Annotated in this window: 13 protein-coding genes; 5 read left to right on the top strand and 8 right to left on the bottom strand. The window is 40.0% G+C overall.

The genetic code is table 11. The features are described from left to right. Positions 1–11: 11 nt before the first annotated feature. The 3 genes from H6G08_RS06860 (at position 12) to H6G08_RS06850 (ending at position 3,364) form a co-directional block, all read left to right on the top strand. Positions 12–1,391 carry a DUF2330 domain-containing protein gene (locus H6G08_RS06860; protein WP_190539917.1) on the top strand — a complete coding sequence of 460 codons (1,380 nt, stop codon included), beginning with the start codon at positions 12–14 and terminating at the stop codon, positions 1,389–1,391. A 227-nt stretch (positions 1,392–1,618) separates the two neighbouring features. Further along, complete coding sequence (locus tag H6G08_RS06855) at positions 1,619–2,269, top strand: sigma-70 family RNA polymerase sigma factor (RefSeq protein ID WP_190539915.1); 651 nt, start codon at positions 1,619–1,621, stop codon at positions 2,267–2,269. A 222-nt stretch (positions 2,270–2,491) separates the two neighbouring features. Continuing rightward, positions 2,492–3,364, top strand: a complete 873-nt coding sequence (locus H6G08_RS06850) for an MBL fold metallo-hydrolase (RefSeq protein ID WP_190539913.1) — start codon at positions 2,492–2,494, stop codon at positions 3,362–3,364. Between the two features lie 778 nt (positions 3,365–4,142). On the opposite strand, the gene gatB is transcribed toward H6G08_RS06850, so the two are convergent. The 5 genes from gatB to H6G08_RS06825 all read right to left on the bottom strand — a co-directional run bounded on the left by gatB (position 4,143) and on the right by H6G08_RS06825 (position 8,578). Next, complete coding sequence (gene gatB / locus H6G08_RS06845; protein ID WP_190539911.1) at positions 4,143–5,618, bottom strand: Asp-tRNA(Asn)/Glu-tRNA(Gln) amidotransferase subunit GatB; 1,476 nt, start codon at positions 5,616–5,618, stop codon at positions 4,143–4,145. A gap of 114 nt (positions 5,619–5,732) precedes the next feature. Next, on the bottom strand, positions 5,733–6,701 hold the full coding sequence (locus tag H6G08_RS06840; protein ID WP_190540043.1) for a glutathione S-transferase family protein: 969 nt from the start codon (positions 6,699–6,701) through the stop codon (positions 5,733–5,735). A 69-nt stretch (positions 6,702–6,770) separates the two neighbouring features. Beyond that, positions 6,771–7,061: an Asp-tRNA(Asn)/Glu-tRNA(Gln) amidotransferase subunit GatC gene (gene gatC, locus H6G08_RS06835; protein WP_190539908.1), complete on the bottom strand. Its 291-nt coding sequence runs from the start codon at positions 7,059–7,061 to the stop codon at positions 6,771–6,773. A gap of 104 nt (positions 7,062–7,165) precedes the next feature. Beyond that, positions 7,166–7,687 carry a photosystem I assembly protein Ycf3 gene (locus tag H6G08_RS06830; protein WP_190539906.1) on the bottom strand — a complete coding sequence of 174 codons (522 nt, stop codon included), beginning with the start codon at positions 7,685–7,687 and terminating at the stop codon, positions 7,166–7,168. A 207-nt stretch (positions 7,688–7,894) separates the two neighbouring features. Then, entirely contained in the window at positions 7,895–8,578 is a 684-nt protein-coding gene (locus H6G08_RS06825; RefSeq protein ID WP_190540041.1) for an SOS response-associated peptidase, read from the bottom strand. A gap of 204 nt (positions 8,579–8,782) precedes the next feature. Between H6G08_RS06825 and H6G08_RS06820 the strand changes: the two genes are divergently transcribed. After that, entirely contained in the window at positions 8,783–9,394 is a 612-nt protein-coding gene (locus H6G08_RS06820) for a glutathione S-transferase family protein (RefSeq protein WP_190539904.1), read from the top strand. A 278-nt stretch (positions 9,395–9,672) separates the two neighbouring features. On the opposite strand, the gene H6G08_RS06815 is transcribed toward H6G08_RS06820, so the two are convergent. The 3 genes from H6G08_RS06815 to H6G08_RS06805 all read right to left on the bottom strand — a co-directional run bounded on the left by H6G08_RS06815 (position 9,673) and on the right by H6G08_RS06805 (position 11,562). Beyond that, positions 9,673–9,900 carry a DUF167 domain-containing protein gene (locus tag H6G08_RS06815; RefSeq protein ID WP_096643281.1) on the bottom strand — a complete coding sequence of 76 codons (228 nt, stop codon included), beginning with the start codon at positions 9,898–9,900 and terminating at the stop codon, positions 9,673–9,675. 360 nt (positions 9,901–10,260) lie between these two features. Continuing rightward, on the bottom strand, positions 10,261–10,803 hold the full coding sequence (locus tag H6G08_RS06810; protein ID WP_190539902.1) for a DUF2231 domain-containing protein: 543 nt from the start codon (positions 10,801–10,803) through the stop codon (positions 10,261–10,263). A 12-nt stretch (positions 10,804–10,815) separates the two neighbouring features. Beyond that, positions 10,816–11,562 (bottom strand): LmeA family phospholipid-binding protein, encoded by a 747-nt coding sequence (locus tag H6G08_RS06805; protein ID WP_190539900.1) that lies wholly within the window; start codon positions 11,560–11,562, stop codon positions 10,816–10,818. A 392-nt stretch (positions 11,563–11,954) separates the two neighbouring features. Here H6G08_RS06805 and H6G08_RS06800 point away from each other — a divergent pair, with 392 nt between their 5' ends. Continuing rightward, on the top strand, positions 11,955–13,007 hold the full coding sequence (locus H6G08_RS06800) for a hemerythrin domain-containing protein (RefSeq protein ID WP_190539898.1): 1,053 nt from the start codon (positions 11,955–11,957) through the stop codon (positions 13,005–13,007). The last annotated feature ends 23 nt before the right edge of the window (positions 13,008–13,030 follow it).

Genomic DNA, 13,030 nt, shown 5'->3' with positions numbered 1-13,030 from the left:
CGAGAAATAAAATGAAACCTTTAAAATTCTTCATCCCCATAGTGATGGCGTTGGTAGCTGTGCTGTGCTTTGCGCCGACAGCATGGGCATTTTGCGGATTTTATGTGTCTAAAGCTGATGCCAAATTATATAACAAAGCTTCTCAAGTAGTAATTGCGCGAGATGGCGATCGCACTGTGCTGACAATGGCGAATGATTTTCAAGGGGAAGTCAAAGATTTTGCGATCGTTGTCCCCGTACCTACTGTTTTGAAAAAAGAGCAAGTTCGTGTTGCTGAACCCAAGATTATTGAACGTCTTGACGCTTTTAGCGCACCGCGCTTGGTAGAATATTTCGACTCAGATCCCTGCGCTCGACTTGATGAAGCGGAGAAATTCCAAGGAGTACCTGCACCAGCAGCCAGAAGTGAAGGCGCAGGTAACAGAGGAAGTGCTGATAATTTGGGTGTTACTGTCGAGGCGCGTTTCAATGTTGGCGAATATGACATTGTGATTCTCAGCGCTAAAGAATCGGGTGGATTGGAAACCTGGCTGCGTCAAAACGGTTACAAAATTCCTCAAGGTGCAAAAGATTTACTCAAGCCATATATCCGTTCGGCGATGAAATTCTTTGTTGCTAAAGTCAACCTCGATAAATTTGAAGACTCTGGTTATCAGTTTTTGCGCCCAATACAAATTTCCTATAAATCCCCAAGATTCATGCTTCCCATCCGCTTAGGTATGGTTAATGCTGCTAGCGAACAGGATGTGATTGTTTATATCCTATCGCCCAAAGGACAAGCGGAAACTACTAATTACCGGACAGTAAAAATCCCTTCTGATGCCAATATTCCCCTGTATGTCAAAGAGGAATTTGGCGAATTCTATAAGTCCATGTTCCAAACAGCCTACAATAAAGAAGACCGCAAAGTTGCTTTCTTGGAATATGCCTGGGATATGAGCAGTTGCGATCCTTGTTCTGCTGAACCTTTATCGCCAGAAGAATTAAAGCAAGCTGGCGTATTTTGGCTAGATGGGGATTCTAGTGATGACTTTCCCGCATCCCGTCGTACTGTACGTCCTCCGGTTTATAACAGTGGCGTTTTCATCAGTCGCTTGCATATCCGCTATACGCGCAACAAGTTTCCTGAAGATCCAATGTTCCAAGAAACTTCCAATCGCGAGTCTTTCCAGGGACGTTATATTTTACAACATCCGTTTTTAGGTGAGGTCAAATGTCCTGCTGGAAGAGAATATAAACAGTCTTTACCTAAACGCTTTGAACAAGAAGCGCAAACTTTAGCCAAGCTAACCAACTGGAATATTCAAGATATTCGCCGCAAGATGAAGTTAACTGTTGGTGAAATTACAAATTCTTGGTGGAAACAATTCTTTTCTTGGTTGGGTTTATAGATATATAACAGTTAAGTAATTAAACTGGAAATTCCATAATTTCAAAGCTTTTGCAAGACGTGGGGACAGTTTATCTAACAAACTCTCTACGTCTTGCCTCTGACTATCAATCAAAATCCTCATTTCCTGGATGAACCATCCGAATTAATATCACGACGAAGGGTAATTCTTTAGTACATTGTTATACGCCATACTGTGCTATTCTTGCTTTTTCAACCCAGATTAGTATGCTTAAATTGGATGAAGAGCTACGCCACTTAGTTACCCAAGCCTGTAAAAATCCACCTGGAAGTTTACAGCGTCAAAAGTTGCTTACACAAATCATTCGCTTGACTGCAAACAAACTTTGGAAGGAAACTACTTCCTATTATCAAGACGCACTCCAACAAACTTGGTTATATTTTTGTCGTAATATTTGTGAAGCTAATACAGGCCAAGCTTACGATCCTAACTATGGGAGTGTTGTAACTTGGTTGAATGCATATTTAAAACGCCGATTACAAGACTTTTATATCAACCAACAACGAGAACAAATTATTAAGGTTCCTTTGAAAGTACTTCAGTCTGGTTCAGGCGATCGCAGTGAGATAATTGATCCTGTAGAAAACCTCGCTGCTACCCCTGAAGCACCGCCAATTTTAGACAATGTCAGGATGTGGGTAAAAGCGGATACTACGGGAGATTTGCGGGCTACTTGTGTGAAAGGCCGTCCCGATGTCAACTGTCAGATATTAATTTTGAAACGCCTACCCCCAGAAGCTAGCTGGAAGGAATTATCTGAGCAATTTGGCTTACCGATCCCGACTTTAAGCAGCTTTTATCAACGTCAATGTTTGCCACGATTGCGTAAATTTGCTGAAGTTGAAGGTTATTTATAAGTTAATTAAAGATAGGCGATCGCTTATTTTTATTTCTCTATAAAATACCTAATTTTGTATCATTAGCAAAAGACGATCCTTTGCTGCTAGCTGTATCAGAATATGTCTCTATTTGAGCAATCAATTTATCTCTCAAGACTTCTATAATCTGCGTTGAGTTTTGCTAGCGTGGTGATATAGGTTGCTCTTCTCAGCAATTAGCTAGGCGGAAAGGATTTTAATATGGCGAATTTAAAACTACGTCGCTCAGAAAATGTTCACGGCGATTTTTATGTAGATAATACTTGTATAGATTGTGATACCTGTCGCTGGATGGCTCCGGAAGTATTTCATAGTATTGACGAACAGTCAGCAGTTTATCATCAACCCACAAATTCTACTGAAAGATTAGCAGCACTACAAGCACTTTTATCTTGTCCTACTAATTCTATTGGTACAGTTGAAAAACCTGAAGATATTAAAATTGCGCAAGAAACTCTGCCAATATTAATAGCAGAAAATGTTTACCATTGTGGCTATCACTCAGAAAAATCTTTTGCTGCAGCTAGCTATTTTATTCAACATCCAGCAGGGAATATTTTAGTAGATTCTCCCAGTTTTTCAGCGCCTTTAGTCAAGCGTTTAGAAGAGATGGGGGGAGTTGCTTATATGTATCTCACCCACAGAGATGATATTGCAGATCATCAAAATTTTGCTGAACATTTTCATTGTCAGCGCGTTCTTCATACTGATGATATTACTGCAAGTACTCGCAATGTGGAAATCCAACTAACTGGTGGGGAACCATTTGCTTTAACTGCAGATGTATTAATTATCCCAGTTCCCGGTCATTCCCAAGGGCACACTGTTTTACTTTATCAAAATAAGTTTCTCTTTACTGGCGATCATCTCGCTTGGTCAAATAACTTACAACAATTAGTTGCGTTCCGCGATTTCTGTTGGTATTCTTGGTCAGAACAGATTAAATCCATGAGTAAGTTAGCTGATTACTCATTTGAGTGGGTACTACCTGGTCATGGTCGAAGATTTCATGCTGATGTTGATACTATGCAGCAAGAAATGAAAAAGTGTATTGAATCGATGAAAGCTGTTTAGAGATTCTGCTGAAAATTGTTAGGGCATTTTAGTTACTGTGCATTGATTAATAAAACTGCCCTTAGTTCATCCATAACAAAGCCTGCTGACAAATTAACTACTCAAGTCTTGACTAGAAAATATTCAGTTGTGGATAAAAATTGAAAAAGGAGAGCCACTTGGGCAGCTCTCCAGATCATCAGGGTGCATCTATATATCAGATTATAACACATTTGCTATGAGGGGCAAGACCCCTTAGTTAAAAAATATAAAAAAATGATTAATCTTTTTTTGCTGTTGTATCGCCAATAAAAAAAGAGAGCTACTTAAGCAGCTCTCCAGGTCATCAGGGTGCATCTACGTAGCATATCATAGCATTTTACGCATGAGGGTCAATACCCATCGATCAGCTATTTTTGTGCAAAGATATGATGAAGTTTTATGGAAGCTTTAAAAAAGAGAGAGCTACTTGGGCAGCTCTCCAGATCATCAGGGTGCATCTATATATCAGATTATAGCACGTTTGCAGTGAGGGGCAAGACCCCCTATTAAAAATTTTGAGATATTTTTGTCTAAGTTGCTGGAGTCTAGAAAAAGAGGAGCCATTTAAACAGCTTTCCAGACCATCATGGTGTATTCAATTAACAGAGTATAGCACTTTGGGATTGAGGGGTATAACCCATCTTTGCATTAATCAGAGACGCGATGAATCGCGTCTGTACAATTTTTATTGATAAGGGGTAAAAATCCCCTGGTGGTTAAACAGGGGATGAGTGAAAAATCATTGATTGAATTGGGGTTAAGAATTGAGTTTCTTTTCTACCAATTCATTTGTGAGCTTGGGATCGGCGCGTTTTTCGGTTTTTTTCAGGACTTGTCCAACAAAGAAGCCTTTGAGGTTGGTGTTACCGTTGCGATATTTTTCTAGTTCTTTGGGATTGGCGGCGATGACTTCATCGACGATTGGTTCTAAAATAGCAGGATCGCTGATGAGTTCTTGTCCGGCGAAAGCTTTTTCAGGAGATACGCCTTTGAGCAAGTCTGGTAACTTTTGTTTGGCTTGGGCGTTACTGATTTTACCTTGTTCAATCCGCAAAATCACATCAGCTAAATTTTGGGGAGTTAAACCGATTTCGCTGATGGTGAGTTTTTGCTTGTTGAGGTAGGCTGCAATATCTTGGGTAATCCAGTTAGCAGCAGCTTTGGGACTTGCGCCAGCTGCGATCGCGGCTTCAAAATAGTTAGCAACAGGCTTATCTTCTGTCAAAACTCCGGTATCGTAGGCAGAAAGCCCTAATTCACTTTCGTAACGATGGCGTTTTTGGGCGGGGAGTTCGGGAAGTTCGCTGCGCCAGTTTTCTAATTGTGCTGGGGAAACTTCTATGGGTGCTAAATCTGGTTCGGGGAAATAGCGGTAATCGCTAGAACCTTCTTTTGTCCGCATACTAATTGTACGTTGCGAACCTTCTTCCCACAGCCGAGTTTCTTGAATAATGCGATCGCCTGCTTCTGTGGCTGCGATTTGGCGTTCAATCTCATATTCAATCGCCTTTTGGATGGCGTTGAATGAGTTCATGTTTTTAATTTCTACTTTTGTGCCAAATTCTTTTTGTCCTACGGGACGAATAGAGATGTTGACATCGCAACGTAAAGATCCTTCTTGCATGTTGCCATCACTAACGCCAAGATAGCGTACAATGCGCCGCAATTCTTGGGCATAAGCAGCAGCTTCTTGTCCAGAACGCAGATCTGGTTCGGAAACGATTTCAACTAATGGTACACCTGCGCGATTGTAATCTACTAGAGAATAACTAGAGCCGGAAAGCCTTTCGCTACCTGCGTGTACTAATTTACCTGCATCTTCTTCCATGTGCAATCGGGTAATCCCAATGCGTTTGCGAACAGGATTGCCATCAGCATCTACCAATTCAATTTCTAACCAACCATGTTCGGCGATTGGTAAGTCATATTGTGATATTTGGTAATTTTTGGGTAAGTCAGGATAAAAATACTGTTTACGGTCAAATTTGCTATATTTAGCGATTTGACAATTGAGTGCCAAACCTGCTTTTACGGCATATTCGAGTACTTTTTGGTTGAGAACTGGTAATACTCCAGGTAAACCCATACATACTGGATCGATGTTAGTATTGGGGTCACCACCGAATGCTGTCGAACTGGTAGAAAAAATCTTGGTATTTGTACTCAGCTGACAATGGGTTTCTAGACCAATAATCGCTTCGTACTCGGTTTTTACAGTTGTAGCAGAAGTCATAAAATCAAAAATCGGGCATAATCCTTCTTAAGGGTACTATTGTAACTGCCCTAGAAGTTGCGTTGAAGTCTTAAATAGTGTTGATTGCTGAGTTTGTGAGATAGGGATTGCCGACTATACAGGTAGGCGATCGCGATTATGGGGCGCATCAAAATCAATCAACGGCCCTTTTGGTACAATCCTGGTGGGGTTTACCTTGGGATGACTGCGATAATAATGCCGTTTGATATGGTCTAAATTACAAGTTTCTTTAACTCCCGGTACTTGGTAAAGTTCTTTGAGATAATTCCACAGATTAGGATACTCAACAATTCGCCGGATGTTGCATTTGAAATGCACGTAATAAACGGGATCGAAGCGAAACAAGGTAGTAAACATACACCAATCTGCTTCGGTAATTTGACTACCGCAGAGATAGCGTTGTCGATCTAAAACTTGTTCCCAACTATCCAGCGCAACAAATAATTCTGTGACAGCTTCATCATAAGCTGATTGACTAGTAGCAAATCCTGCGCGATACACACCGTTATTAATAGGTTTGTAAATTGCGTCAATCGTCTCGTCAATTACTTTTTGTAATTCGGTGGGATAGAAATTTACATCTGTTTTCGCGAAAGCATTGAATTCTGTATCCAACATGCGAATGATTTCGCGAGATTCATTATTAACAATTGTCTGTTGTTGAATATCCCATAAAACGGGGACTGTTACCCGTCCGCTATAGTTAGGTTCAGCCTTGAGATAAATTTGCCAAAGATATTGAGTACCATTTACTGTATCGGGAATTGCGCCCGGTTCATCGCTAAATTCCCAACTATTTTCATCGATTACCGCCCCAACTACAGATAAACCAATTACATCTGTCAGTCCTTTTAACTGACGCATAATTGCAGTCCGACAAGCCCAAGGACAAGCCCAGGAAATATACAGATGATAGCGTCCTCTTTCAGCTTTAAATCCACTAGAGCCATCAGCTGTAATCTTATGGCGGAAAGTGGTTGAGGGACGAATAAATCTACCTTGAGAATCTTCTTGATCCCGTTCCGATATCCACTTTCCATCTTTGAGGATTCCCAAACCCATAATTATCTCCTTGGTTAGAGACGCGATGAATCGCGTCTGTACAATTGTCATTTGTTATTTGACTATTGACTATTCCGCATTGAGAATTTTTGGTACTTTGAAAAAGTCTCCTTCCTGTTCCGGCGCACCTTGGAGGATGGCTTCGCGGTCAGGATAGGGTTTTAATTCATCTTCGCGGGTGACATTGCTGACATCTATTGCCCTGGTTGTAGGCTGAACATCACTTACATCCAGTTCATTTAATTGTTCGATGTAATCCAGAATACTACCTAGTTGAGTAGTAAATTTTTCTTCTTCTTCTGGCTGTAATTCTAAACGAGCAAGCAGGGCTACTTTACGGACTAGTTCGCGGTCAATCATTGTTAATCAGAGTCATTGGTCATTGGTCAATTGTCATTAGTCAATGGTCAATGGTCAATAGTTAGTTGACTTTGGACTATTGACTATTGACTTTGGACTATTGACTAAAAGAATACGTCAATTTGCATTCTACCAGTGGTTTTTAACCAGTTCTGGGCTTCAATATAGTTGTTGGGAGCCATGCGAATTGCTCTAATCCAGTAATCGGCGGCTTGGTCAAACATAGCTTCACCACCGTCATGATCCCCAGTTTCTTTGAGTTTTTCGCCTTTGTAGTGATAAATCACGGCGATGTTGTTTAAAGCTTGGGGTAAACGGGGGTTTAATTCTATTGCTTGGTGGTAAAGTTCTAAAGCTTTGTCATGATCCCCATTACTGGCATAGATTAGTCCCATATTGTAGAGGATATAACCGCGATCGTTAGGATCTTCCTCTAATGTCAGGGCTTCTTCGTAATATTCTAAGGCTTCAGCATATTCGCCTTCTGCCTGGGCTGACATGCCATCTCGGTAATAAACAAACGCTTCTTTTGCTTTTTTGTTGGTTGGCAGTATCTTGAGAATGATATCTGCCATGACTGTAAAGGATTTGTCAATAAAATTATCGTTTTTCTGGGTTCTTGGCATATTTGCTTCTGTGGGGTTGCAGCTATTGGCTTAAAAGATGTTCAAAGGGGAGTTTGTTTAGCCGTGGTTATTTTGTGGGCATAGGCGGAACTTCCTTATTGTCCCTCTTTAGTCAAACGGATGAAAGGGGAGAGCCGCAAATTGTATTAATTTGGTAAATTAGCGATCGCTATATCGCTATACTTAACACCTAATTTTACCGATTTGTCAGGGATTGTTCTCACTGATTGGCAGAATGCACTCTGGGGTATTATGCTGGGGTTTATTGACCAAAGTGCTAACTGCATAGCTGCTCATAGCTGCGGCTGGATAGGAACGCAATAGCGGCTGTAAGACTTCCGGCTTTTGCTGTTGGGGATCTAACCACAGATTGTAATCTTCCTGTGCCAAAATTACTGGCATTCGGTCATGGATTGGTTGTAGCACTTCGTTAGCGGCTGTAGTCAAAATTGTACAAGAGTTTATTTCCTCACCTTCAGGAGATTGCCATTTCTCCCACAAACCAGCAAAAGCAAATGGTTGACCATTTTGCAAGCGAAAATAAAAAGGTTGCTTTTTACCCTGTTTTTGATGCCATTCATAAAAGCCATCAGCCAAAACTAAGCAGCGTCTGTGCTTAAAAGCTGAACGAAAAGAAGGTTTTTCTGCCACAGTTTCAGCTCTAGCATTAATCAATTTTGCTCCTATTCCTGGGTCTTTCGCCCATGAGGGGATTAACCCCCAACGTAACTGCTGAAATTGTCGCTTGTCACTCTCAGATTTTTGTACTACTGTCGCCACCATTTGCGTAGGTGCAACGTTATATTGCGCCGTCAAGTCGGGTACTGCTTCTAGTTCAAAAGCTTGAGCTAGGGTGGCTGCTGTCTGGTTTAAGGTGAATCTTCCACACATATTTTTATTTGTGACCACAGATTAAAATCACACATCTAAAATAATGATAAATAATTAATATTTTTTTTATTTCTTCAGATAATTCTACTTCACAGTCAGATACTGAATATAAATCAGAAAATATCCGGTTTTTTGAAAATCATTTGGTAAGATATTGTATTTTGAACCCCACATTCTGCACATATTCCCTATTATATTTTTGGCATGGAAATATTACGGCTGTACGATTTTTTACCTTCAGGTAATGGCTACAAGATACGTCTTCTATTGACACAAATTGGAATGCCATTTGAGAGAATAGAAGTTAATATCACCAAAGGCGAGACTCGAACACCCGAATTTTTGAGTAAAAATCCTCACGGTAAAATTCCCCTTTTGGAGATTGAGCCAGGAAAATACTTATCAGAATCAAATGCCATCTTGGTGTATTTAAGTGAAGGCACAGAATTTCTACCTTATGACAGATTTCTCCGCGCTCAAGTGATGCAATGGTTATTTTTTGAGCAATCTAGTCACGAGCCTTTTATTGCGACATCGAGATATTTAATCTCTATTTTGGGTAAAGCCGAAGAATATCAAGAAGCTATCAAACAAAGGCGCGAACCGGGTTATGCTGCATTAAAACTGATGGAAAAACATTTAAGCGCTAATCAGTTTTTTGTTGGCGAACGCTACACTATTGCTGATATTGCATTGTTTGCTTATACGCATGTTGCGAATGAAGGTGGATTTGATTTGACACAATTTTCAGCGATTCAAGCTTGGATAGAACGGGTCAAATCTCAATCAGGATATATAAGTATTAACCAAGAATGATCGCATGATGATTATCAAAAGTTATTAGTTAATAGTTATCAGCTTTACCCTGATAGCTGTTAACTAACTTCTAAATACTAAGTTAAGTAGGTCGGCGTAACGAAAATACTGGCAAGGGCTGTCATTAGTCATTTGTCATTAGTCATTTGTCATTAGTCATTTGTCATTAGTCATTAGTCATTTGTCATTTGTCATTTGTCATTTGTCATTGGTAAGGGTTGTAAGTCTAGTTACGTGTCGTAATGTAGTTTGGTTTATTTATACATACTGAGTTAATACTAAATATCGGTGTCGATTTCTACCAATTTTTGGCGAGAAGATGCGCCCAGTTTAATTTTGATGTGAGATTTAGGGACATTAAATTTTTCTGCTAGTAGTTTAATTAACTCTTCATTAGCTTTACCATCTACTGGTGGGGATTTTAAATGTACATTTAGACTACCATCGGTTTGCTCTGCAATTTTTTGCTGTTTAGAATTAGGTTTCACTTTAACTTTTTTCTGCATTTTTAATTATTGGGATTTAATTTAGGCATAACTAAGCTCAAGCATAACCCAATAGTTAATCAATATGGACAAGAGAGACAAGGGAAGGGGGAGAAGGAGGATGGCTATATTTTCTATGGGAAAGTTCTGTTTGTTGGTGAGATTGGCGAACCTATCAGCAAAAACCGGATTTGAGGGATAGTTGCGTAATTTTTATATATAAAGAAAAAGCTCATCGCAACTATGATGAGCAGGAATGAATAATAAATAGCGATCGCTATTTATTTAGGTTGATTTTTCAGTTCTTTGAGTTGCACTAAACAAGGTGAAGGTGGTTAATGCCACCTGATTCAGTGTATTTAATTACATTCTTTTAGATATTTACGGATATCTTTTACTACCAGCACCTACTACACCGATTTTATGACGATAGGAAAGTTCGGCACCAAACCAGCCAGAAATGCTAGTTAAGGTGCCGACAATTAATGAGATGAGAAGTCCCCAAGGTAGGATACGTGAATCAACATTACCTAGACGGATGAGGAAGTTGACGAGTGTTAGGACGAGAATAGAAACGTTAAGAATCAAATGCGCCCAGCCTGCTTGACGCTTGCGGACTCGTTCAATTTTTGTAAAGTCGCTGAGTCCGGTTAAAGCTGCGATCGCACCTCCGGCTAATCCTAAGCCAATTAACCACATGGAAGCCCTAGCCCAGAAGAAATCTTTGGTTAACCAATAGCCAAAGTCGCTTCCCAACGCAGCAGCTAAAAAGGCGATGGGGAAAATTACAGTTAAGGGGTGGAGGGGATGACCGGCGATCGCTACTGTACTTGGTACACCTGTATCATTAAATTCGCGATCGTCACTTTCAATAATTGGGGGAATATTTGGAAATGGAGTGGAAGTTGTTTCTGTAGTTTCCATTATTTTATTACCTTACTTTTCAGTGGAAGGGATTTGCTCAACATAAGCTTGAGCTTGAAGAATTAATTTGCCTGTTTCTACTTGTAAACTGTTAACTTGTAAGGTCATTCCTTCTAAGTCAAAGTTGCTTAAATTCAAAAGTTCGCTGGTTTGATTAACCAAAGCTTTTGTGAGTTCTGGCGATATTTCCTCACCTTGTCCATATTCCACATTTTCTAAAGAAACAGTTTTCCCATTTGTACTCACGCGAGGTACTGCTTCAAAAGCCACTTGGTGAATTTCCCCAGTTTCTCCTAAGCAAATATTGGCATTGATGGCAACTTTTCCCTCACCAGGTAGGCGAAATTCTACATTTTGGGGGTTAATTGTTGTTGCTTTGCCATTGACTTGGATCTGCTGATTTTGCAGTTGAGAACGAACATAATCAGAATTAAAGGCGCGGTTAATATCGGCTTCATTTAACACAACTCGCGCACTTCCTACAGTCGGTTTTGTCAATTCAATTTTGCCAAATGCAACACTCAAAGGATTAATGGCGACGCTTTGGATTTGCATATTCATCTCCTCAACGCGGAGGTCTTTTTGCATCACCATCCCTTCTCCCTCAATGGAGACTGAATCTACCTGTCCCTGAACCAATTTGAGCGGATCGGTTTTGATATTGACATCTAAATTTTCTACTTCATCTAATTGGCTAGATAAACCTACTTCTGCTGCTTTATTTAGGGCTTGCTCTCCTAGTCCAGGACTTTCGGGCATTATCAATTAATCTCCTATTTGATGTTGCCAATTTACAATTATGGATTTGTTTTTTGATTGCCTAAATGCTACTGCTTGGAAACATAAATGGCGCTCCTAGCTTAGGTAAATGTAGTCAATATCAAATCATTGACTCTAAAATCCAAAATTATTTGACTATCTTTGAGCAAATCTAAAAAATCTGCAATAAAAATTTATCTATCTAGCGAAAGACTCAAGAGTAAGTTTCTATCTATCTAAAAGTAGAAGTATAAATTTCAGAGTCACTTTTTTTATTTTCTACCTGAAGTTACTCAAGTAATCACTCAAAAGAAAGAGGGAAGGATTCTCAGCAGTATGCAAACTTGGTATTAGTGACAACTAAGAATTCTTTTCCTGAGGAGAACTGAATAATGGTAGTTAATTTAGATGATACTAAACGTAATGCAATTGCCGTTAAATTGGCAAATATGAAAGCACTGCAACAGTTGGTTTTAGAAAATGAGCAGCAACTTTTGCAGCAAGGTTTAGATGGCGAAATTTCTGACCGCATCCGGGATTTTATCCAAGACGATCAAAAAAACCTGGGTATTTTAGAAACTGTCATCGGTCAGTATGGTATTCAAGCTGAACCCAAACAAACAGTTCAACAATTTATTGACAGTGCTAGAAAATTATTCCAAGGTTCTGAACTCAGCTTGTATGAGAAGGTATCTCAGCATGAATTGCTGAAGCATCAAATAGTTATGAGTGGCTTGATTGTGCACAAAGCTGCGCAAAAAGTTGGTGCTGATGTCATGTTGGCGATCGGGCCTTTAAACGCTATTAACTTTGAAAACCGCGCTCACCAAGAGCAACTCAAAGGTGTTCTGGAAATCTTGGGTGTTCGCGAACTCACTGGACAAGAAGCAGATCAAGGTATTTGGGCGAGAGTTCAAGATGCTATGGCCGCAGTTAGCGGTGCTGTTGGTAGTGCAGTTACCCAAGGTAGTGACAAGAAGGATCTAAATATCCAAGATGTCATTCGTTTGGATCACAACAAGGTAAATACTCTGTTTACCGAACTGCTGCAAAGCAACGATCCCCAAAAAATCCAAGAGTACTTTGGTCAAATTTACAAGGATTTAACAGCTCACGCTGAAGCTGAAGAAGAAGTTGTTTATCCTAGAGTACGTGCTTTCTACGGTCAGGATGACACCCAAGAACTGTATGATGAGCAAGCTGAAATGAAGCGGGTGTTGGAAGAAATTAAAGCCATTAGCCCCTCTTCACAGCAATTCAAGGATAAAGTTAAGCAGTTGATGGATGCAGTTGGCGACCATATCCGTCAAGAAGAAAGCACAATGTTTGCAGCTATTCGCAACAACCTAAGCAGCGACCAAACCGAACAATGGGCTACTGAGTTCAAAGCTGCGAAGAAGAAAATTCAAGAAAGACTTGGCGTTGTCAGCGAAGCCAACGTGTAGAACGAATTCAGCTTTTCTCTAGA

The sequence above is a fragment of the Calothrix anomala FACHB-343 genome (assembly GCF_014696435.1).
Taxonomy (GTDB): domain Bacteria; phylum Cyanobacteriota; class Cyanobacteriia; order Cyanobacteriales; family Nostocaceae; genus Aulosira; species Aulosira anomala_A.
Note: the sequence above shows the minus strand (reverse complement) of the source record. Positions and strands in the feature narration are given on the sequence as shown.

Excerpts from the sequence above, each read along its gene's own strand:
- H6G08_RS06825 (WP_190540041.1), bottom strand. The coding sequence starts at position 8,578 with ATGTGTGGAAGATTCACCTTAAACCAGACAGCAGCCACCCTAGCTCAA.
- H6G08_RS06830 (WP_190539906.1), bottom strand. The coding sequence starts at position 7,687 with ATGCCAAGAACCCAGAAAAACGATAATTTTATTGACAAATCCTTTACA.
- H6G08_RS06850 (WP_190539913.1), top strand. The coding sequence starts at position 2,492 with ATGGCGAATTTAAAACTACGTCGCTCAGAAAATGTTCACGGCGATTTT.
- H6G08_RS06810 (WP_190539902.1), bottom strand. The coding sequence starts at position 10,803 with ATGGAAACTACAGAAACAACTTCCACTCCATTTCCAAATATTCCCCCA.
- H6G08_RS06805 (WP_190539900.1), bottom strand. The coding sequence starts at position 11,562 with ATGCCCGAAAGTCCTGGACTAGGAGAGCAAGCCCTAAATAAAGCAGCA.
- gatC (WP_190539908.1), bottom strand. The coding sequence starts at position 7,061 with ATGATTGACCGCGAACTAGTCCGTAAAGTAGCCCTGCTTGCTCGTTTA.
- H6G08_RS06820 (WP_190539904.1), top strand. The coding sequence starts at position 8,783 with ATGGAAATATTACGGCTGTACGATTTTTTACCTTCAGGTAATGGCTAC.
- H6G08_RS06840 (WP_190540043.1), bottom strand. The coding sequence starts at position 6,701 with ATGGGTTTGGGAATCCTCAAAGATGGAAAGTGGATATCGGAACGGGAT.
- gatB (WP_190539911.1), bottom strand. The coding sequence starts at position 5,618 with ATGACTTCTGCTACAACTGTAAAAACCGAGTACGAAGCGATTATTGGT.
- H6G08_RS06800 (WP_190539898.1), top strand. The coding sequence starts at position 11,955 with ATGGTAGTTAATTTAGATGATACTAAACGTAATGCAATTGCCGTTAAA.
- H6G08_RS06860 (WP_190539917.1), top strand. The coding sequence starts at position 12 with ATGAAACCTTTAAAATTCTTCATCCCCATAGTGATGGCGTTGGTAGCT.
- H6G08_RS06855 (WP_190539915.1), top strand. The coding sequence starts at position 1,619 with ATGCTTAAATTGGATGAAGAGCTACGCCACTTAGTTACCCAAGCCTGT.
- H6G08_RS06815 (WP_096643281.1), bottom strand. The coding sequence starts at position 9,900 with ATGCAGAAAAAAGTTAAAGTGAAACCTAATTCTAAACAGCAAAAAATT.